Raw genomic sequence first — 20,880 nt, forward strand, 5'->3', positions numbered from 1 at the left:
ATCAGGCTTTGGCTTCGTCGCCTTCTTCAGCAGCCGGAGCGTCTTCGGCCACCAGATCTTCGTCTTCGGAAGCGGCGGAACCGATGTCGTCGAACAGTTCGGCGATCTCAAATTCTGCGGCGGCCTCTTCTTCAGCGGCCAGTTCCTGGATCGATTTGCCAGATGCTTGCAGTTCGGCTTCTTCTTCCGAACGGGCAACGTTCATCTTGATCTCGACTTCGACCTCGGGGTGCAGCTTGACGGCAACCGAATGAAGTCCCAGTTCCTTGATCGGAGCGATCAGGGCGACCTGTTTCTTGTCAACGGTAAAGCCAGCTTCGGTCGCGGCTTCTGCGGCGTCACGCGGAGTGACCGAACCGTACAGAGCGCCAGCATCCGATGCCGAGCGAATCACGATGAACTGCTGACCGTCCAGCTTTTCAGCCAGCGATTCAGCTTCTTGTTTGGTTTCCAGGTTGCGTGCCTCAAGCTGTGCTTTCTGAGCTTCAAACGACGCGATGTTGGCGTCCGATGCGCTCAGTGCTTTGCCTTGGGGCAGCAGGAAGTTGCGGGCAAAGCCGGGCTTGACGTCAACGACGTCGCCCATCTGACCCAGTTTCGCAACGCGTTCCAGCAGGATAACTTGCATGTCAGTCTCTCCTTACTTCACGGCGTAGGGCAGCAGGGCGAGGAAGCGGGCGCGCTTGATAGCACGAGCCAGTTCACGCTGCTTTTTTGCCGAAACGGCAGTAATGCGCGAAGGAACGATCTTGCCGCGCTCAGAGATGTAGCGTTGCAGCAGACGGGTGTCTTTATAGTCGATCTTCGGCGCGTTCTCACCCGAGAACGGGCAGACCTTGCGGCGGCGGAAAAATGGTTTTGCGGCCATGGTTTATGTCCTTTCGTCAGGCGTTAGATCAGCGGCGCTCGCGGCGGCCTTCGCGCTCGTCGCGCTTCTGCATCTGGACCGAGGGGCCCTCGGCATGCTCGTTGACCTTGATGGTCAGAACGCGCATGACGTCTTCATGCAGGCGCATCAGGCGCTCCATTTCCTGAACGGCGCCAGCGGGGGCGTCGGTCTTCAGGAAGGAATAGTGGCCTTTGCGGTTCTTGTTGATCTTGTAGGCCATCGTCTTGACGCCCCAGTACTCGCTATCGACGACGTTGCCGCCGTTGTCAGCCAGAACGGTGCCGAAATGTTCGACGAGGCTTTCTGCCTGCGCGTTGGACAGATCCTGACGCGCGATCATTACATGCTCATACAGTGGCATGTGCACTCCTGTTTCTATCAAGGCGCATTTCATAGGCGAGGCCATTCAACCCTCCGCGACCCTGCCACGAGAGGCTGCGCGATTCATACGATTAGCGAAGGATGGCCCCGTATACACGTTTATGGCCGAGGGGCAAGACCCGCCACAGATGCCTTTGTGAAGTCGTGCTATTTCCACTGGGTTGCCCAATTCCTGACGCTTTTCGGCTCGAAGTTGTTTTTCATACCGGGGTTGAACCGGAGAAACCGGACCCAAGACGGGAACCTGAAGACAGGGTGTTAGAAATGACCGCGATTAATACGACTACTTTTGAACAGACCGCGACCAACGCGACTTTTGAGAAATCAGTTCCAGTGCTGATCACATTCGCTCCTAACTGGAAAGTCCGAATGGTTCTTGCGCGCATTGTCGGTGCATTTCTTATTGTGATGTCCTTCTCGATGTGGCTGGCACCTGGATCAATGATGGCTGCCGAAGTATGGCCCATCAAACTGGCCGCTTCCCTGGGCTTTTTGATCGTTGGCGTCAGCTTTCTGACCGTTCAGGTTCTGGATGCGCGGCCTGATGCGTATTTCGATCCGATCCGCCGCGAAGTCCGCGTTCTGCAAAAGAACGAAAACGGCCGCCCTCAGACGGTTCTGCGCCGCAGCTATGACACCCTGGGCGGTGCGCGTTTTACCGATGATCGTGTCGAGCTTTTTGATGTGGACGGTAGCCTGCTTATGAAATTGCCCCTGCAATCGGCGGATGTTAGCCGAGCGCTCAAGGGTCAGCTGAGCGGAAGTGTAACAATCTTCGCGTGATATTTACTCTGTTCATATAGGAACAGAAGTTGTGAAAGAATACAGATTGTGTGCCGCCTCAGGGCGGCACATTTTTGTATTGAGCAATCCAAAAGGTTTGCATCCACAACATTTCGGAGATTGTCATGAAATCCACCCTTCTTGCTGCTGCACTGGCCGTTTCGGCAACCTCGGCGTTTGCAAGCGCCGAGAAATACGTTCTGGACCCCAGCCATAGCCAAGTCGTTTTCAGCTATAACCACCTCGGGTACTCGACCACGACCGGCATGTTCTCGGGCTTTGAAGGCGAGATCATGTTTGATCAGGAAGATCCCGCCGCCTCCAGCGTGACGGTTTCCATGCCTGTCGTTGAAATGATCACCGGCTGGAAGCCACGTGAAGACCACTTTATGACCGAGGATTTCTTTGGCGCAGCCGAGGGCGACATGGTGACGTTCACCTCGACCGGTATCGAAGTCACCGGTGAGAACACGGCGAATATCACGGGTGACTTGACTATGAACGGCGTGACAAAGTCCGTTGTTCTGGACGCCAAACTGAATCAGGTTGGCGAGCATCCGATGGCGAACAAGCCTTGGGCTGGATTTGACGCGACCACGACGCTTGTGCGCAGCGAGTTTGACCTTGGCCAATTCGCACCGTTCGTCAGCGATGAGGTCGAAATCCACATCTCGGTTGAGGCACAGAAAGCCGACTAAACGGGTTAAGAACGTTTTTCTGACACCGCCGGAGCATCTTGCCCCGGCGGTTTTTTATTCGCCGCGCTTGGCGGTCAGATCGACTGAAACAACGACCGCAAACCCCAGCGAGTCTTCTGTGGGCTGAGAGGAGCCTACATCGAAATCCATCCGGTTCAGTTCTAGCTTGCCCGAAACCACAGCGGTGTCGTCCTGTAGGTCGAGAGTGAAGGGCAGGACAACGTCAGCCGATCTGTCTCGGATCGTCAGGGAGCCGCGCGCCTCATAGCCGGTTTCGGTTTTGAACAAATCAGCCTTGAACCGGGCGGTTGGAAATTGTGCGCTGTCGAAGAAGTCTGCGCCCATCGCCTGATCTGTCACCGTGCCGAGGCTGAGTGATGAAATGGCAATGTTCACATCCACAGAGCCCGCTAAGCCGGGCGCAGAAGGTTCATCGAATACGATCGCAGCGGTCCAGTCTGCAAAGCTGCCGGTGACGGGGCTGCCAAGTTGGGTGATCGTGATAGAGAGCGTACCCTCTTGCACCTGCCAGTCCGATTGAACCTCTGCCAATTCAGCCGTGTCGGTACTGGCCGTCGAATGGTGGCTGAATGCTCCGATCGACCACCCGCCGACCAAAACGGCGCACCAGACTATTAGGGCTGCACCTGCTGGCATGAGGGAATGAGACTGCGCTGGCGGCTCTGGCGCGACCGATCTGCCGGGCAACATCCGGCGCAAGGTGCTGTCTTTGTCGATGATGTGGTGCTTGAGCGCGCCTGCGATGTGCAGAAGCAGTGATCCGGCCAAAGTCCAGACAAACAGCCAATGCAGACTCGCGGTGAATTCTGCCAGATGCGCTGATTTCGGGACGAAAGGCAGGTTCTGTCCGAACGGCCAGAGGATCGGGGCAAACCCCTCGGCCGCTGCGTGATGAAGCCAGCCGGTCAGAGGCACAAGAGCGAGGGACCCATAAAGCAGCCAATGAACGGTCTCGGCGGCGAACGCTTCGGGCTTGTTGTCTGCGTTCAAAAGGCCGGGTTTGGTTTGGGAGAGCGCCCAGAAAATCCGGGCCAGAGCCACGAAGAACACTGATATACCGATTGTTTTGTGGAGTGAGAACAGCCGTGCCGCCCGGGCGATGTCATCTTCGGTCGTTGGAATCGCGGGGTCATAGATGGCTTGGGCCAGATCATTCGCCAACCAGCCCAACGGCAGAGCGGTCAAAATCAACAGGGCGGTCAGCCAGTGAAAGGTCTTGGTCACGCTGCCGTAGCTGGAGAATGTGTTCGTCGAGGGCATGAGGCGCTCCGGGAATGTGGTGTTGAAATCAACCTATAGCCATGCCGTCAGGACACAATAGTGCGTCGCGCACAGCGAAAGTGCCTTAGTGCAGACCCAATGCAACGCTTGTGCCGCGCCCGCAGTCGGTTTACACCCCGCCGCAACCTAACGTCATCCAAGAGGTTGCAATGACACGCGCATTTGTTTTCCCCGGGCAGGGCGCCCAGACCATCGGAATGGGCAAGGCTCTGGCCGAGGCGTATCCTACCGCGCAGGCGGTATTCGACGAAGTCGATGAGGCATTGGGCGAAAAGCTGAGCGGCCTGATCTGGGAAGGCGATATTGCCGAATTGACACTGACACAGAACGCGCAGCCTGCATTGATGGCGACGTCGATGGCAGCGATGCGCGCCTTGGAAGCCGAGGGCGTTTCCGTCACGGATGCAGCGTTTGTGGCGGGGCATTCGTTGGGTGAGTATTCTGCGCTGGCTGCGTCTGGTGCGTTGTCAGTTTCGGACACGGCGCGCCTGCTGCGCACCCGGGGGCAGGCGATGCAAAGCGCGGTTCCAGTGGGCGAGGGCGCTATGGCCGCGATCCTTGGGTTGGATTTGGATGCAGTGCGGGCCGTAGCTGAAGAAGCCGCGCAGGGTGAGGTTTGCCAGGCTGCAAACGACAACGATCCGACTCAGGTTGTGGTCTCGGGCGCGAAAGCAGCCGTTGAGCGTGCAGCCGAAATCGCCAAGGAAAAGGGCGCAAAGCGCGCCGTTATGCTGCCGGTGAGCGCGCCTTTCCACTGTGCGCTGATGCAGCCTGCGGCGGATGTGATGGCTGAAGCTCTGGCCGGGGTTGAAATCAAAGCTCCTGCCGTTCCGTTGATTGCGAATGTGCGGGCCGAGGCCGTTAGCGACCCTGATCTGATCCGTCAGTTGCTGGTTGAGCAGGTCACAGGCTCTGTCCGCTGGCGCGAAAGCGTTCAGTACATGGCCGCGCAGGGCGTGACCGAAACGTGGGAGATCGGGGCAGGCAAAGCCTTGTCTGGGATGATCCGCAAAATCGACCGCTCGATCGCGGGTAAAGCTGTTGGCACGCCGGATGACGTGCAGAATGTAACGCAGGCCGAATCGTAAGACACAGCGCATCGCGGGATGCGTATGAAAAGGATAATCGAATGTTTGATTTGACAGGAAAGAACGCACTGATCACCGGTGCCTCGGGCGGGATCGGCGGTGAGATCGCGCGTGTTTTGCATACTGCGGGCGCGACAGTTGCGTTGTCGGGCACTCGGGTCGAGCCTCTGGAAGCCCTTGCTGGCGAACTGGGTGAACGCGCCCATGTGTTGCCCTGCAATCTAAGCGACCCCGAGGCTGTGGCATCCCTGCCGAAGCAAGCGGCTGACGCAATGGGGTCGGTCGATATTCTGGTCAACAACGCCGGCATTACCCGCGACAACCTGTTCATGCGCATGTCGGACGAAGAATGGCAGAGCGTGATCGACGTCAACATGACCTCGACTGCGAAGCTGTGCAAAGGCGTGTTGCGCGGCATGATGAAGGCGCGTTGGGGCCGGATCATCAACATCTCGTCTGTCGTGGGTGCCACGGGCAACCCCGGTCAGGCGAACTATGCCGCATCCAAGGCGGGTATGGTTGGTATGACCAAGTCACTGGCCTATGAGGTGGCCAGCCGGGGGATCACGGCCAACGCTGTTGCTCCGGGGTTCATCACAACCGCAATGACTGACAAGCTGACGGACGATCAGAAATCGGGAATTCTGAACCAGGTTCCGGCGGGTCGCATGGGGGATGCCTCGGAAATTGCAGCCGCTGTTCTGTACCTTGCCAGCCCCGAAGCTGGATATGTTACCGGAACCACCTTGCATGTTAACGGCGGTATGGCCATGTTGTGAACGCGGATCGGGGCAGGTGCGAAAGCGTTTGCCTCGGGCGTTGTCTGTGCTATAGGCGGCGCATGAATGCAGGGGTCGGCCAAATGGTCGGCCTTCTACTTTCCCGGTAATCGGGGACCTTAACCGCCCGGACCGGGCAAATCAAAGCCAGCCTGAGCGGGCAAGGGCAGAACCGGGCACTACGCCCTGAAACGGAATGAGGAATAGACATGAGCGACGTCGCAGATCGCGTTAAAAAGATCGTTGTTGAGCACCTGGGGGTTGAAGAAGACAAAGTAGCGGAAAACGCTTCCTTCATCGACGATCTGGGCGCAGACAGCCTGGACACTGTTGAGCTGGTTATGGCCTTTGAAGAAGAGTTCGGCATCGAAATCCCCGATGACGCAGCCGAGACCATCCAGACCTTTGGCGACGCCGTCAAATTCATCTCCGAAGCGTCCTAAGACCTTCGTTTTCAATTAAAAGCGGCGCTTCCGGGCAACGGAGGCGCCGTTTTTTATGCCCGAACGGAATTCTTGCTTGCCAGTCGTGATATTCCTCCGTCACCATTTACGTGAGGCAAAATTATCTGAGCGGGCAGGGCATGATACGATCCACCCCGATGATCAACACGGCACGCCTGACGCTCTGCGGCATGCGGCCCGAAGATTTTAACCGGTTCGCCGAGATATGGCGGAACCCTTGTGTTGTGCGGCATATCGGCGGCACACCCCGATCACGCGGTGAAGCGTGGGATTCGTTTCTAAGAAACGCGGGTCACTGGCAAATGGCCGGATTTGGTCAGTGGGCTATCATTCAGCAATCGAATCGTCGGATGATTGGGCAGGCGGGGTTCTTCTACGGGAATCGTTCACTGGGTGAAGATTTCGACAGTTTTCCCGAAGCCGGATGGGTTCTGGCCCCCGAAGCGCAAGGGCAGGGATTGGGGCTGGAGGCAGCTCAGGCCGCGCATGATTGGTTTGACCGGATCATGCCGGGGCCATTGGTTGCATTGGTGAATTCCGCAAATTCGTCGTCTCAGAGCCTGGCAGAAAAGCTGGGTTACATCTTGATGCGAGAGTGTAGTTTTCAGGGTTCGCCCGTTCATCTTTTGCGCCGAAACGGTCCGCCGACGCGCCACTAAAGCGTATAGGGCAATGCCGCAAAATGTCTGTAGTTTGCCGAAACTGGTAAAAACCGGTTTGGATTCTCTGTGTATGGTATCCTCGATTTCCAGAATGATTGGGCGGAGGAGCAAGCTCATGAGGATTTACCCCACGATGGAACTGCAGAACGGCCGGTGTGTCACACTGGACAAGGGCCGTTTGGATGAGGCCATGATTTGGCATGTGAATCCCGCAGAAACGGCGCATGGCTGGGCCTCCGCCGGGGCTGAGTGGATGCACCTGACGGATTTTGATGCAATCGAAGGGCGTGACACGAACTCGGAACTGGTCGAAGAGATTATCCGTTCGGCAGAGATTCCCGTGCAGTTGGCTGGTGGTATGCGCACCCGCGAGCAGGTTGAATACTGGATCGACAAAGGCGCCGGGCGGATCGTGATCGGTACCTTGGCTGCGTGGGACCCCAACCTGGTTAAAGAACTAGCCAAGCTGCACCCGGACCAGATCGTTTTGGCCGTGGATGTCTGGCAGGGTCAGGTCATGACAGAGGGCTGGCGCAGCCAGAGCGCCTTTACCCCCGAGGCATTTATTGAGGCATTTGCGGATACGCCTTTCGCCGCCATTCTAGTGACCGATATCGACAGCGATATGGAGGATGTCGAGGCGCAGCTGGGTTTGATCTCGGGGCTGGCCGAAAAGTCTCGTACGCCTATCATCGCAAGCGGCGTCGTGCGCACAGCGGATGACATTTCACGTTTGGCCTACATTCCGAATATCTCGGGTGCTCTGGTCGGTCGCGCGTTGTTCCGCAAGACCATTGATTTGTCAGAAGCCCTGAGTGTCGCAAGCGCGGCCCACGAGCCTGTGGCTGAGTTTCAGTAAGACAAGTCCGAACGCTTTTTCGCCTCCTCATCTATTTTGAGGGGGCGGATTCTATTTTGGGCCGATTTGTTTTTCTTTCGGCGTTTCCTTGCCTTTTGCGACTATGGGGCTTGGACGCAGATTTTGCTGTTGCTCTTGCCCCCGCACCCCGCCCCGGGGTATGAGCGTTTCTTAAACACGAAGCAGGCAAGAGGCACTTCATGCGCAGAGTCGTTGTAACCGGTCTGGGATTGGTCACTCCGTTGGCCAGCGGGGTCGAGGAAACCTGGTCGCGGCTGTTGGATGGGGAATCCGGCGCGGGACCGATCACGCTGTTCGACGCCGAGGCAAGCGGGGTCACCACGACCTATGCCTGCGAAGTCCCTCGCGGGGACGGAACAAACGGAACGTTCAACCCCGATGATTGGATGTCCCCGAAAGAGCAGCGCAAAGTTGAGGATTTTATCCTGTACTCGATCGCGGCTGCGGAAATGGCCTGTAAGGATGCCGATTGGCTTCCCGAGGACGAAGACGCGCGCCTGCGCACCGGTGTTCTGATCGGTTCGGGGATTGGTGGTCTGGGGTCCATTGCGGAAACGGCGAACCTGATCCGCGACAAGGGACCGCGCAGGGTGTCCCCCTTCTTTATTCCCGGTGCGCTGATTAACCTGGCGTCGGGGCAGGTTTCAATCCGCCACGGCTTTAAAGGGCCGAACCACTCGGTTGTAACCGCATGTTCGACGGGTGCCCACGCCATCGGTGACGCTAGCCGGATTATCCGTGCAGGAGACGCCGATGTCATGGTCGCAGGTGGCGGCGAAGGCTGCATTTGCGAGATCGGCATCGCGGGGTTCAACGCCTGTAAAGCGCTGTCCACCAAATATGCAGACAACCCCAAAGCCGCGAGCCGTCCCTACGATGTCGACCGTGACGGTTTCGTCATGGGTGAAGGGTCCGGTATTGTCATTCTGGAAGAATACGAACACGCCAAGGCGCGTGGAGCCAAAATCTATGCCGAGGTGCTGGGATACGGCATGTCCGGCGACGCCTACCATATCACCGCACCCAGCGAGGATGGTGATGGGGCCGAACGCTCGATGAAAGCCGCGCTGCGTAGTGCAGGGCTGGAGCCGAAGGATCTGGACTATATCAACGCGCACGGCACGTCGACCATGGCTGACACGATCGAATTGGGCGCGGTTGAACGGTTGCTGGGTGATCACGCTGCAAATGCGACTATGACTTCTACCAAATCCGCCACTGGCCACCTGCTCGGGGCCGCTGGAGCGATCGAGGCGATCTTTTCGATCCTGGCAATTCGGGATCAGGTGGCACCGCCGACAATCAATTTGGATAATCCCGCTGTTGAAACGTCTATCGACTTGGCTCCGAACGCCAAGCGCGAGCGTAAGATCGACGTAGCGCTGTCCAACTCGTTTGGGTTTGGTGGCACGAATGCCAGCGTGATCTTCGGAAAGGTCAGCTAAATGTGGCGCGCACTGGCGTCTAATATGCTGACCATTCTGGTGGTCGGCCTGTTCTTGTCGGGCGGCCTTATTCTTTGGGGGCAATCGCGTTACAAAAACGAAGGCCCATTGGAAACCGCGATCTGCCTACAGGTTGAGCGCGGGTCCAACATGACCGAAGTCAGCCAAAAACTGGAGGATCAGGGCGCGATCAGCAGCGCGATGATCTTCCGGATGGCGGCAGATTACACGGACAAAGCCCCGCAGTTGAAGGCGGGGAGTTTTCTGGTGCGCGAGGGCGCGTCGATGGAGCAGATCATCGATGAAATCACGCGCAGCGGTGCAAGCACCTGCGGGTCAGAGATTGAATATCGCATTGGTGTGACGCGCATACAGACGCGGGTACGCGAGTTGAATCCCGCAACGCTCGACTTTGATGAGATTGCGTCATTCGATGTCGCCGAAGAAGAAGCTCCTGCGGCCTATACCGAGAAACGCAACGACGCTGATACGCGCTATCGGGTTTCGGTGGCCGAAGGTGTTACCGCGTGGCAGGTGGTCGAAGGGCTGAAACAGATTGATGCGCTGACTGGCGATGTTACCGAAATTCCTGCCGAGGGGATGTTGGCACCCGACAGTTACGACGTGGTACGAGGCGCTGACAGGAACGCCATTCTGCAGGGGATGCAAGACAGGCAGCAGTTGCGGGTTAATGCGGTCTGGGAAAAGCGGCAGGATGATCTGCCGATCAGCAGCCCGGAAGAAATGCTCATCCTTGCCTCGATCATCGAAAAGGAAACAGGCGTTCCGCATGAGCGCGGACAGGTGGCCAGTGTTTTCGTGAACCGACTTGAGCGTGGTATGAAACTGCAGACAGACCCGACCGTCATTTATGGTGTGACAAAAGGTCAAGGGACCTTGGGGCGTGGTCTGCGTCGGAGTGAGCTTCGTCGCGCAACGCCTTGGAACACATATGTTATTGACGGTTTGCCGCCGACTCCGATCGCTAATCCGGGTCTTGCAAGTCTGGAGGCCGCTGTAGCCCCGGAAGAAACGAACTATGTGTTCTTTGTTGCGGACGGTACAGGCGGACATGCGTTTGCCGAGACGCTGGACGAACATAACCGGAATGTTGCCAAATGGCGCGAGATAGAAGCCGAACGGCAAAGTTCAGGAAACTAAAAAAGGTGCCGCGTGTTGCGGCACCTTTTTTGATTTAGGCGGCGGGTTTTCTGCGTTGCCGCCGGCGCTTGTTCGATCCGGGCTTAGCCGAAGCATTGGCCGCCTGTGGTTTTGGTCCACGACGGCGGAATCCGCCTCGGTTGCGCGGCTTTTTAGGCTCTGCAAATTCCGGCATTGTACCGCTGGCGACAGGGATTTCGATCTTCATCAGCTTTTGAATCTGCTTTAGCTGATCCAACTCATCCGGCGCGCAGAATGCGATAGCTTCACCCTCGCGACCTGCACGGGCGGTGCGGCCGATCCGGTGCACATAGTTGTCGGGCACCTCGGGTAGGTCGTAGTTGATCACATATGCCACGCCGGGAATGTCGATGCCGCGCGCGGCTACATCGGTTGCGACAAGAACGTTGACCTCACCTGCGCGAAACGCCTTGATCGCTCGGTCGCGTTGCCCTTGGGTTTTGTTGCCGTGAATGGAGGCCGCGTTAAAGCCATCGGCGACGAGGTCCTTCATCAACCTCTCTGCACCATGTTTCGTGCGCGCAAACACCAACGTCAGAGCGTCAACGTCTTTGGACAGGATCTCGCGCAACTTGGCGGGCTTTTCTGCCCGGCTCAGGAAATGGACTGACTGCGTGATTTTGTCAGCCGCCTTCCCCGGAGGGGAGACCTGAATGCGCTGCGGGTTCGTCAGGTAGGTCTGGCTGATTTCTTCCATCTGCTTGGGCATAGTGGCGGAAAACAGCATGGTTTGACGCGGTGTGCCAAGTTCGGGCGCAATGCGGCGCAGAGCGTGAATGAACCCCATGTCCAGCATCTGATCAGCTTCGTCCAGCACCAGATGACGGACCGAGCTGAGATCAACAGCGCCGCGCTCCATGAGGTCGATCAGGCGACCGGGTGTCGCGACGAGGATATCGGTTCCACGTGCAAGGAAGGAAATCTGCTTGCCGATGGACTGACCGCCCACAACGGTCGCGACGCGGATTTTTGTTTTCTTCGTCAGGTTCCGCAGGCTTTCGGCGATCTGATTGACCAGCTCGCGCGTCGGCGCAAGGATCAGCGCCTTGGCGGTTTTGGGGGCGGGTTTACCGGGTTGCGCCAACAGGTGGTCAATCAGCGGCAGCCCAAAGGCCAGAGTTTTGCCGGTACCGGTTTGCGCCAGCCCCATAATATCGTGACCCTGAAGCGCCATCGGAATGGCCTGGTTCTGGATCGGAGTGGGTTGCGTAAAGTTTGCGCGTTTCAGCGCGTCATTCAGAGCCGGGGCGAGGCCCAGCATGTCAAAGTCGAACAAGTAATCATCCTTTTCAATCCGCGACCGTGTACCAGTCACGAACAAGTAAATCGACACGTGCATAACGCACGAGCCTACAGGGTTTCGCAAAGCCTCGGAACGCACGGGCGAGTCCTGTGCCGTCCGGCCATCGCAACAAGAACCCTGCGTGAAGGGGAACTGGAGAGAGTTGGGCGCTGTGAGGTCGAATACGACCATTTATGCTCACGCGGCAGCGCTGTGTTTTGGGGCACATGCGTGTTTGGGGACGGAATGTCAAGTTTGCCGCTGAGTAATTGGCTAGTTTCCCAATCGGTGTGCCTGATGAGGAGGGTATAGAAAGCTGCTATCCAGAAGTGGCAGGTCTTAACAAACTGTTGAACGACAGGACGGATCTTGTTGCGTGGGCGTTGCGTAACAAATTGACTTTGCAAACTTATTTCCGTACAGTCTGTGTCATGCTAGAAGAAGTGGGTAACGGCCTCGGGGAAACCCGGTGGCCGTCTTTTGCTTCTCTCGTGCGGAGTAAACTCACGCATGAGGTCACAGGCACACATGACTTTGATTACCCCGGAAGAGCGGATTTCCCAGACGGCTGACTTGTTGCAGTCGCTTGAGCGATCCATTCGCGATCTGCGCCAAGCAGCGGAAGAACTGCGCAGGCAGATTGGTGCCGGGGAGGATGCAAACCTTGCCGGAGCAGGCAAGCAACTGGGTCAGTTATCTGGTCGACCCGCAGACCGCCGAGATCATCCAGTCGGTGTTGAAATCCACCGCTTCGATCCGTTCGATCGCGTCGGTGGTGAATGTCGAGGCGAACTCGTTCGACGTACTTATCGACCACACCGATGTGGGCGCGGGCTGGGCTGATGAGAACGCCGCCGCCTCTGAGACGGCAACCCCGTCGATCGACCGTATCTCGATCCCGTTGCACGAACTGAGCGCGCTGCCCAAAGCCTCGCAGCGTCTGCTGGATGACAGCGCCTTTGACGTTGAAGGCTGGCTGGCGGGTCGCATTGATTACTTGCGCGCCAATATTGAGGGCGGTGAAGGGCATGACTGGTACTATGCATCCCCGGAAGAAGCCGAGGCTCAAATACGCTCTCCGATCGAGGATACCGAGCACGACGAACCTTGGATTTGGCGATACAAGGACTTGCGCAATTGGTGGGCGAAACCCCACCACGAACGCATTGCTGGCGTTCGACAAGCTGACCGCACGGCTTGGGTGCCGGGTTCAAAGCCCATCTGGTTCACAGAGTTGGGGTGCGCAGCGATAGACAAGGGCACCAATCAGCCTAATAAGTTTTTGGACCCCAAATCGTCTGAGTCCGATTTGCCGCAATATTCCAACGGGTTGCGCGACGACTTCATGCAATATCAGTATCTGAAGGCGATACTTGGTTATTGGTCCGACTCAAACATCAACCCGGTTTCGGAAGTCTATGGCGCACCAATGGTGGACATGTCCAACGCCTACGTCTGGGCCTGGGATGCCCGCCCGTTTCCGGCATTTCCGAACTTGCGCAGCCAGTGGGATGATGGCGAGAACTATGCGCGTGGTCATTGGCTGAATGGACGGTCCGGCGCACGAACATTGGCGTCGGTCGTGGCCGAGATTTGTCATGCGGCCGGGGTGACTGACATCGATACGTCAGGACTGTATGGGATTGTGCGCGGATATGTGGTTGACCAGGTCTCTGATGCGCGGTCGGCGTTGCAACCCTTGATGTTGAGATACGGGTTTGATGCAATTGAGCGTGACGGCGTTCTTCTATTTCAAATGCGCGACGGTCGAAAGCCGGTCGCACTTGACCCAGAGGAGCTTGCGACCAGTAGCGAAATTGAAGGCATCATCGAACATCGCCGGGAAGCTGAGGCTGAGATGACTGGTCGAGTTCGATTGCGCTTTGTTCAGTCTGACGCAGATCATGAAATCGTGTCCGAAGAAGCGGTGCCTCCGGATGCGCGTACGCATGCGGTTTCGGTGAACGAGATGCCGCTGTCAATGACACGAGCTGAAGGGCGTCAAACGGTTGAACGGTGGCTTAGTGAGGCAAGGGTTTCGCGCGAAACTACTCGTTTTGCCTTGCCGCCTTCGATGTCGCATGTTGGCGTTGGCGACGTCGTTAGCCTGAAAGGTGATGAACAGCGTGCGCGCTATCGCATCGACCGCCTTGAGCAGGCTGAGATGCAAATTGCGGACGCCGTTCGGATCGAACCGGGCGTCTACACCCCTTCGGACCTACCGGATGATATCGTGGCAGAGAGCCCATTTGTCGCTCCGGTTCCAGTATATCCAGTGTTCCTGGATTTACCCCTCATGACGGGGTCAGAGGTCCCCCATGCTCCGCACCTTGCGATCTCGGCCGATCCTTGGCCGGGAGGTGCTGCGGTTTACGCTGCCGCAACCGATGAAGACTACGTGTTGCAGCAGGTCGTTTCAGGCCAGGCGGTTATCGGGTTTACACAAGCCCCGCTGCGACGCGCCAGCGCTGGTCTGTGGGATGAAGGCGCGCCGTTACTTGTTAACCTCATAGGAGGGCTGCTGGAATCACGTCCACGCGAAGCGCTGCTGAGCGGAGCCAATTTTGCCGCCATCGGGGATGGGACGCCGGACAATTGGGAGGTTTTCCAGTTCGCGCATGCAGACCTGCAATCCGAAGGTGTCTACGCTTTGTCGAAACGGCTCCGGGGACAGTTTGGGACTGATGCGGCAATTCCCGATGTTTGGCCTGAGGGGTCCGTTTTTGTATTGCTTGACCAGAGGGTTGCCCAGACCGCTCTCTCGCGTTCAGAGCGTCGAGTTGCAAAGCACTACAGAATCGGTCCGGCGACCCGCGGCTATGACGACCCATCCTTTGTTCATCAGGTTGAGGCGTTCAATGGGAATGGATTGCGTCCCTATGCACCTGTGCATCTGCGCTTTCGCCCTGACGGTCTGGATGACGTACTTTCATGGACACGCCGCACACGGATTGACGGCGATGACTGGGGCGGAATGGAAGTGCCGCTGGGCGAGGAAACCGAATCCTATCTGATCCAGATTCGGGTTGACGGGTCTTTGGTCCGCGAACAAATCGTCAACCAACCTAGCTGGACATACACGGATGCCATGAAGTTGGAGGACGGCGTCGACGGCCCCTACGATTTCCGCGTTGCTCAGCTATCGGCTGCGTATGGCCCCGGCTTGTACGCCGAGCTTGCCGCAGGCTAGGCGCAGGGATGCGGCCAGTTCTCCACGGAGATGTAAGTGCCGCGGCGCGCGCCTTGTTGCGTGCGCTGTTGGCTGATCGAAATCAGCTATGTACCAGAATGATGGAGGAGGCAGAAATAGCCGATAGATACGTCATACAGACGGGGCGAACACACCCATTATACGGCAACGGATCATTGATGAACGCGGCTCGCACACGGCCTTTGGCGGACGAGCCAAGCTTTGACGACTTGCAATATTTTCTGTGTTTCGAGGTGGTTATCCGTTGCCTTGTTAAGTTTCACCTTAGCCAGAAGCACAGCTAACGCATTTGCTGGCAGCATAGTCCAGGTTCAGCCGTCCAATCGGAATTTCGTCGCCACAATCTTCGCAGAAACCGAATTCGCCATCCTCTATTCTGACTAACGCGGCCTTGAGCCTGCTCATTTCGCGGTTTCTGTTGGCTTGTTGCGCCTTGGCCATTGCTTGGTTTTGCAGCGCGTCCATTCTGCTGAGGCGACCAACTGCTTGCTGATCCAGATGGACGACTTCTTGCGCCTTTTTTCCTGCCTCCGAGCTTTGCTCTAGCTCCGCCAACCGGCTGCGAATCCGAGTGTCGAAATCGGCCAACATGGATCTATTCATTTTCGTTATCCTGTTGATCACGGGTTTGCGCTTTGCGTTTTTACGACTAAATGGCATTCTAGGCGCAGCAAAGGATCAAATGCCATGTTGGAAACGCGCAGTTATGTAACACCTGTCGATCCCGTTTGGGATCGCATCACGACCGAAGCGCAGTCGGCCGTCGAAGACGAACCGCTGATGGGTGGGCTGGTGCACGCATGTATCCTGCACCACCGCAGCCTTGAAAAAGCTTTGTCATACAGAGTTTCGGCCAAGCTGTGCTCGAATGAAATGTCCATGATGGTTCTGCGCGAGATCGTAGACGAAGCCTATGCCGACGATCCTTCTCTGATTGAGGCGGCGCGCGCCGACTTGATGGCCGTTTACGAACGCGACCCTGCCTGTCATCGCCTGCTACAGCCGATCCTTTACTTTAAGGGCTACCAGGCGATGCAAGCCTATCGTGTTGCCCATTGGCTTTGGCAAAAGGGTCGTCACGATCTGGCTTATTTCTTTCAGATGCGCTCGTCCGAGATATTCGGGATCGACATCCATCCGGCCGCAAAGATTGGCAAAGGTATCATGATCGACCACGCGCACTCGATCGTCATCGGTGAAACTGCTGTCGTCGGGGACAATGTCTCGATGCTTCATTCCGTGACACTTGGTGGGACCGGTAAAGAAGAAGAACAACGGCACCCCAAGATTGGTGACGGTGTGCTGATCGGCGCAGGGGCCAAGGTTCTGGGCAACATCGAGGTCGGCCATTGCAGCCGCATTGCAGCCGGATCGGTTGTGTTGCAGGCCGTTCCCTCATGTAAAACGGTTGCGGGTATTCCTGCTAAGATCGTTGGAGAGGCGGGTTGCGATCAACCTGCGATCTCGATGGATCATATGTTGGGTAAGGATCAGTAGTCATTGCTTTGCGCAGCGAGCCTGCGGAAGACTTTAGATTACTATGGACGCAGGCATTTCCCGATTTGAGGAAACTATACCTGCCTGCGCCACGCGCGATCATCGCGTCAGGTTGCGGACGCCCGGTTAGAAAACCGGGCGTCTCATTGTTTGTCAGGCCAGCATGACCATTGGATTCTCGAGGTTCTCGACAATGGCTTGCAGCAGTTCCGCGCCCAGTGCGCCGTCAATCACACGGTGATCCACGGACATTGTTACCGACATCACAGTCGCAACTGTCAGTTCTCCGTCATCGCCGACAACTGGTTTTTTGACCCCTGTGCCTACAGCCAGAATACCGGCGTGCGGCGGGTTCACGATGGCGTCGAAATTGTCGATGCCAAACATGCCCAGATTCGAGATCGCAAAAGTGCCGCCCTGATATTCATGCGGGGCTAGTTTGCGTTCGCGGGCGCGACCGGCGAGGTCTTTCATCTCTGTCGACAGCGCGGATAGCGACTTGGTGTCGGCATCCTGTAGAACCGGGGTGAACAGACCGCCCTCGATGGCGACGGCCACGGCCACGTCCGAGGGTTTCAGTTGCAGCACCCGGTCACCGGCCCAGACCGCGTTACAGGCCGGAACCTGTTGCAGCGCGTTGGCAACGGCCTTGATGATGAAGTCGTTGACGCTGAGCTTTACGCCCCGGCCTTCCAACTGCTTGTTCAACTGGCTGCGGAATTTGAGCAGCGCGTCCAGCTTGATATCGCGGCGCAGGTAGAAATGCGGGATCGTCTGTTTGGCCTCGGACAGGCGCGCGGCAATGGTCTTGCGCATCCCGTCGAGCTTGATTTCCTCATACGCGCGGCCTTCGTACATTTTGGCCACGGCGTCTGCTGAAGGTCCAGCCGGTGCAGCCGCCGCCGCAACGGGAGCAGCTGCTGCAGGTGCCGGAGCGGGCGCAGTGGCGGTAGCACCCTCGACATCCGCCTTGACGATGCGCCCATGCGGGCCAGAGCCGGTGATCTGCGCTAGATCGAGACCTTTCTGCGCTGCGATGCGCCGGGCGAGTGGTGAGGCGAAGATGCGACCACCATCGGATTTGACCGGAGCAGCCGGAGCAGGGGCAGGTGCCTCGGATACCGCTGGCGCGGCAGCCTCGTTACCTGCGGTGGCCGGGGCCGCTTCGGGCGCTTTGGCAGGCGTGGCCGCGATATCATCCGCGCTTTCGCCATCTTCCAGCAGAACCGCAATGGCGGTGTTGACTTTGACCCCTTCGGTGCCTTCGGGGATCAGGATTTTGCCGATAGTGCCTTCGTCAACGGCCTCGAACTCCATCGTGGCCTTGTCGGTTTCGATCTCGGCCAGCAGGTCGCCGGACGATACGGTGTCACCCTCTTTGACCAGCCATTTGGCAAGAGTGCCTTCCTCCATGGTCGGGGACAGGGCGGGCATCAGAATTTCTGTGGGCATCTGTGTCGCTCCTTACCGGTAGGTCACTTGTTTGACGGCTGCGATCACCTCATCGGTGGTGATCAAGGCCAGCTTTTCGAGGTTGGCGGCGTAAGGCATCGGAACATCCTTGCCGGTGCAGTTGATGACTGGCGCGTCGAGATAGTCGAACGCCTCCTGCATCACGACCGAGCTGATATAGCTGCCGACCGAGCCTTGCGGCCAGCCTTCCTCGACGGTCACCAGACGGTTGGTTTTCATCACCGAATTGATGATCGCACCCGTGTCCATCGGGCGGATGGTGCGCAGGTCGATGACCTCGGCGCTGATGCCGTCTTCGGCCAGCTTGTCAGCGGCTTCCAGCGCGTATTGCATCCCGATGCCAAAGCTGACGATGGTCACGTCTGTGCCTTCGCGCCAGATGCGTGCCTTGCCCAACGGTATGGTCAGATCATCCACCTGAGGCACGTCGGAGGAGCGACCGTAGAGGATTTCGTTTTCCAGAAATACCACTGGGTTGGGGTCGCGGATCGCTGATTTCAGCAGACCTTTAGCGTCAGCGGCCGAGTAAGGCATCACAACTTTCAGGCCGGGGATCTGCATATACCATGCAGCGTAGTCCTGTGAGTGCTGCGCAGCCACGCGAGCGGCGGCACCATTCGGCCCCCGGAACACGATCGGACAACCCATCTGACCACCGGACATATAGAGCGTCTTGGCGGCGGAGTTGATGATCTGGTCAATCGCCTGCATCGCGAAATTGAAGGTCATGAACTCGACAATCGGTTTCAAACCACCAAAGGCAGAACCGACCGCGATACCGGCAAAACCGTGCTCGGTGATCGGGGTGTCGATCACGCGCTTGCCGCCGAATTCGTCCAAAAGTCCCTGAGAGACCTTGTAGGCCCCTTGGTATTCGGCGACTTCCTCGCCCATCAGATACACATCTTCATCACCGCGCATTTCCTCGGCCATTGCATCGCGCAGGGCCTCACGGACCGTCTGCTGGGCCATCTCAGCGTCTGCGGGCCAGTCCGGTGACAGATCAACCACAGGCGCTGCGGGTGCTGCGGCAGAAGCGGCAGCCTCAACCGCCGCAGGTGCGGCTTCGGCTACCGCTGCGGCTGCTGGCGCCGCCGCGGGCAGGGCCGAGGCGTCTTCGCCTTCTTCAACTAGGATCGCAATAGGCGTATTCACCTTGACCCCTTCGGTTCCTTCCGCGATCAGGATCTTGCCGACAATGCCTTCATCGACGGCCTCGAACTCCATCGTCGCTTTGTCGGTTTCGATCTCGGCCATGATATCGCCCGAGGATACGGTGTCGCCTTCCTTGACCAGCCATTTGGCCAGTGTGCCCTCTTCCATCGTGGGCGAAAGGGCGGGCATGAGAATTTCGGTTGCCATGTCTCAGTTTCCTTCCGGGGCCGGGGTGATCATCCCGACGATGTTTCCTTGTCCATCTTCCACATAGGCGCAGCGGCCTATGCCGGGATAATCGGCGGGCGGCAGCGCTTCGGCGCCGCCATTTGCCAATGCCCACGCGTAGCGTTCGTCGCAATCACTGACCTCAAAGGTCATGGTGCCACCGCGCACCGGGCTACCGGCAGCGGGCGCTTCGCCATGGCGTAGCATCAGGCCGCCGGTCAGCCCTAGGCTGTCGCCGATCTGGTCGCCATTGATCAGATGATAGCCGACGTCTTCACCGCCGGGCATCGGTGTGAACGCCCAGTCGAATAGGCCGGCATAGAACGCTTTGGCCTGCTCGACGTTGCTGGCGTGAATCTCGAAATGCGGCATCTGTCAGGCCTCGGCGTAGATATCGGTCCAGAGCTCTTCAACCGAGGGCTCGGGGCTTTCTTTCGAGAATTCAGCCGCCTGGTTGACGATCTCTTTGATTTCCTTGTCGATCGCCTTCAGGTCGTCCTCGGCCGCGTATTTGCCGGTCAGCAGCAGTTCACGCACATGTTCGATCGGGTCGCTTTGCTCGCGGACCTTCTGAACCTCTTCGCGGGTGCGGTACTTGGCAGGGTCGGACATCGAGTGGCCGCGGTACCGGTATGTCTTGATCTCAAGGATGTACGGACCTTTACCGGCGCGGCAATGCGCGACGGCTTTTTCACCAGCTTCCTTGACGGCCAGAACGTCCATGCCATTCACGATTTCACCGGGGATGCCGAAGGCTTCACCGCGGTGGAAGATGTCCTTGGTCGAGGTCGAGCGCGCCTGAGCAGTCCCCATCGCGTATTGATTGTTTTCGATCACGAACACGACAGGTAGATCCCAAAGGGCCGCCATGTTGAACGTCTCATAGACCTGACCCTGGTTGGCTGCGCCGTCACCGAAATAGGTGAAGGTCACGCGGCCATTGTCCTTGTATTTGTCAGCAAACGCCAAACCGGCACCCAAAGGCACCTGCGCTCCAACAATGCCGTGACCACCGTAAAAGTTCTTCTCTTTCGAGAACATGTGCATCGAGCCGCCCTTGCCCTTGGACAGGCCGCCGATACGTCCGGTCAGTTCGGCCATCACGCCGCCAGGATCCATGCCGCAAGCCAGCATATGACCGTGATCCCGATAAGAGGTGATCCGCTTGTCGCCGTCTTCGGCGGCTGCCTCAAGACCAACAACAACCGCTTCCTGACCGATATAGAGGTGGCAGAACCCGCCAATTAGACCCATGCCATAAAGTTGACCAGCCTTTTCCTCGAATCGGCGGATCAACAGCATCTCTCGGTAGTAAGTGATAAGCTCTTCCGCAGAAACATTTGGTTTCTTTGTGGTTTTTCGCGCAGCCATGGCGGCGATCTCCCCCTCTCGGCAAGATAGTTTAGCGTTAAACTATTTCATAGAGCATTTGCTGCGATCTGGCGAGGGTAAATGTGACGCAGCGTCGACTTCTGCGAATT

At 57.7% G+C, this 20,880-nt stretch carries 22 protein-coding genes; 12 read left to right on the top strand and 10 right to left on the bottom strand.

Annotated elements, in window-relative coordinates; translation table 11 throughout:
• Position 1: 1 nt before the first annotated feature.
• From rplI to rpsF, 3 genes are read right to left on the bottom strand one after another with little or no spacing between them, the layout of a single operon-like run.
• On the bottom strand, positions 2-628 hold the full coding sequence (rplI, locus tag ACR0KS_RS07360; protein WP_170382686.1) for a 50S ribosomal protein L9: 627 nt from the start codon (positions 626-628) through the stop codon (positions 2-4).
• Positions 629-640: 12 nt separating this feature from the next.
• Entirely contained in the window at positions 641-868 is a 228-nt protein-coding gene (gene rpsR / locus ACR0KS_RS07365; RefSeq protein ID WP_005608650.1) for a 30S ribosomal protein S18, read from the bottom strand.
• Positions 869-896: 28 nt separating this feature from the next.
• Entirely contained in the window at positions 897-1,250 is a 354-nt protein-coding gene (rpsF, locus tag ACR0KS_RS07370) for a 30S ribosomal protein S6 (protein ID WP_170565007.1), read from the bottom strand.
• Between the two features lie 284 nt (positions 1,251-1,534).
• Here rpsF and ACR0KS_RS07375 point away from each other — a divergent pair, with 284 nt between their 5' ends.
• Together ACR0KS_RS07375 and ACR0KS_RS07380 are read left to right on the top strand one after the other, a co-directional pair.
• The gene (locus ACR0KS_RS07375; protein ID WP_170481264.1) at positions 1,535-2,053 is read left to right on the top strand and encodes a hypothetical protein; all 519 of its coding nucleotides are present in this window, start codon (positions 1,535-1,537) and stop codon (positions 2,051-2,053) included.
• Positions 2,054-2,178: 125 nt separating this feature from the next.
• A complete protein-coding gene (locus ACR0KS_RS07380; protein WP_170481267.1) occupies positions 2,179-2,751 on the top strand; it encodes a YceI family protein in 573 nt (190 codons plus the stop codon).
• Positions 2,752-2,805: 54 nt separating this feature from the next.
• On the opposite strand, the gene ACR0KS_RS07385 is transcribed toward ACR0KS_RS07380, so the two are convergent.
• On the bottom strand, positions 2,806-4,032 hold the full coding sequence (locus ACR0KS_RS07385; protein WP_170565004.1) for a cytochrome b/b6 domain-containing protein: 1,227 nt from the start codon (positions 4,030-4,032) through the stop codon (positions 2,806-2,808).
• Between the two features lie 170 nt (positions 4,033-4,202).
• On the opposite strand from ACR0KS_RS07385, the gene fabD reads away from it, so the two are divergent.
• The 7 genes from fabD (at position 4,203) to mltG (ending at position 10,532) form a co-directional block, all read left to right on the top strand.
• Entirely contained in the window at positions 4,203-5,141 is a 939-nt protein-coding gene (fabD, locus tag ACR0KS_RS07390) for an ACP S-malonyltransferase (protein WP_170565001.1), read from the top strand.
• Between the two features lie 41 nt (positions 5,142-5,182).
• On the top strand, positions 5,183-5,920 hold the full coding sequence (gene fabG / locus ACR0KS_RS07395) for a 3-oxoacyl-[acyl-carrier-protein] reductase (RefSeq protein ID WP_170382696.1): 738 nt from the start codon (positions 5,183-5,185) through the stop codon (positions 5,918-5,920).
• Positions 5,921-6,129: 209 nt separating this feature from the next.
• Positions 6,130-6,363 (top strand): acyl carrier protein, encoded by a 234-nt coding sequence (locus ACR0KS_RS07400; RefSeq protein ID WP_008756330.1) that lies wholly within the window; start codon positions 6,130-6,132, stop codon positions 6,361-6,363.
• Between the two features lie 140 nt (positions 6,364-6,503).
• Positions 6,504-7,043: a GNAT family N-acetyltransferase gene (locus ACR0KS_RS07405; RefSeq protein ID WP_170382698.1), complete on the top strand. Its 540-nt coding sequence runs from the start codon at positions 6,504-6,506 to the stop codon at positions 7,041-7,043.
• Between the two features lie 118 nt (positions 7,044-7,161).
• Entirely contained in the window at positions 7,162-7,905 is a 744-nt protein-coding gene (locus ACR0KS_RS07410; RefSeq protein WP_170382700.1) for a 1-(5-phosphoribosyl)-5-[(5-phosphoribosylamino)methylideneamino] imidazole-4-carboxamide isomerase, read from the top strand.
• 200 nt (positions 7,906-8,105) lie between these two features.
• Positions 8,106-9,371, top strand: a complete 1,266-nt coding sequence (gene fabF / locus ACR0KS_RS07415) for a beta-ketoacyl-ACP synthase II (RefSeq protein ID WP_170564998.1) — start codon at positions 8,106-8,108, stop codon at positions 9,369-9,371.
• Positions 9,372-10,532, top strand: coding sequence for an endolytic transglycosylase MltG (mltG, locus tag ACR0KS_RS07420; protein ID WP_170564995.1), 1,161 nt, complete (start codon positions 9,372-9,374; stop codon positions 10,530-10,532).
• A 34-nt stretch (positions 10,533-10,566) separates the two neighbouring features.
• Here mltG and ACR0KS_RS07425 read toward each other — a convergent pair whose 3' ends face one another.
• Positions 10,567-11,829, bottom strand: coding sequence for a DEAD/DEAH box helicase (locus ACR0KS_RS07425; RefSeq protein WP_170564991.1), 1,263 nt, complete (start codon positions 11,827-11,829; stop codon positions 10,567-10,569).
• 661 nt (positions 11,830-12,490) lie between these two features.
• Between ACR0KS_RS07425 and ACR0KS_RS07430 the strand changes: the two genes are divergently transcribed.
• Together ACR0KS_RS07430 and ACR0KS_RS07435 are read left to right on the top strand one after the other, a co-directional pair.
• Complete coding sequence (locus ACR0KS_RS07430) at positions 12,491-15,025, top strand: baseplate multidomain protein megatron (protein WP_170564988.1); 2,535 nt, start codon at positions 12,491-12,493, stop codon at positions 15,023-15,025.
• A gap of 8 nt (positions 15,026-15,033) precedes the next feature.
• The gene (locus ACR0KS_RS07435) at positions 15,034-15,330 is read left to right on the top strand and encodes a DUF7742 family protein (protein ID WP_480693160.1); all 297 of its coding nucleotides are present in this window, start codon (positions 15,034-15,036) and stop codon (positions 15,328-15,330) included.
• Here ACR0KS_RS07435 and ACR0KS_RS07440 read toward each other — a convergent pair.
• Positions 15,311-15,649, bottom strand: coding sequence for a TraR/DksA C4-type zinc finger protein (locus tag ACR0KS_RS07440; protein ID WP_170564985.1), 339 nt, complete (start codon positions 15,647-15,649; stop codon positions 15,311-15,313). The genes ACR0KS_RS07435 and ACR0KS_RS07440 overlap by 20 nt on opposite strands.
• An 84-nt stretch (positions 15,650-15,733) precedes the next feature.
• Between ACR0KS_RS07440 and cysE the strand changes: the two genes are divergently transcribed.
• On the top strand, positions 15,734-16,543 hold the full coding sequence (cysE, locus tag ACR0KS_RS07445) for a serine O-acetyltransferase (protein WP_170382710.1): 810 nt from the start codon (positions 15,734-15,736) through the stop codon (positions 16,541-16,543).
• A gap of 153 nt (positions 16,544-16,696) precedes the next feature.
• Here cysE and ACR0KS_RS07450 read toward each other — a convergent pair whose 3' ends face one another.
• The 4 genes from ACR0KS_RS07450 to pdhA are packed head-to-tail and all read right to left on the bottom strand — an operon-like array spanning position 16,697 to position 20,770.
• Positions 16,697-17,995, bottom strand: coding sequence for a pyruvate dehydrogenase complex dihydrolipoamide acetyltransferase (locus ACR0KS_RS07450; protein WP_170564982.1), 1,299 nt, complete (start codon positions 17,993-17,995; stop codon positions 16,697-16,699).
• A gap of 12 nt (positions 17,996-18,007) precedes the next feature.
• Positions 18,008-19,378 (bottom strand): pyruvate dehydrogenase complex E1 component subunit beta, encoded by a 1,371-nt coding sequence (locus ACR0KS_RS07455; RefSeq protein WP_170564979.1) that lies wholly within the window; start codon positions 19,376-19,378, stop codon positions 18,008-18,010.
• 3 nt (positions 19,379-19,381) lie between these two features.
• Entirely contained in the window at positions 19,382-19,771 is a 390-nt protein-coding gene (locus ACR0KS_RS07460; protein WP_170564976.1) for a VOC family protein, read from the bottom strand.
• Positions 19,772-19,774: 3 nt separating this feature from the next.
• The gene (gene pdhA, locus ACR0KS_RS07465) at positions 19,775-20,770 is read right to left on the bottom strand and encodes a pyruvate dehydrogenase (acetyl-transferring) E1 component subunit alpha (protein WP_170564973.1); all 996 of its coding nucleotides are present in this window, start codon (positions 20,768-20,770) and stop codon (positions 19,775-19,777) included.
• Positions 20,771-20,880 lie beyond the last annotated feature (110 nt).

It is taken from the genome of Ruegeria sp. BC7 (assembly GCF_056539165.1).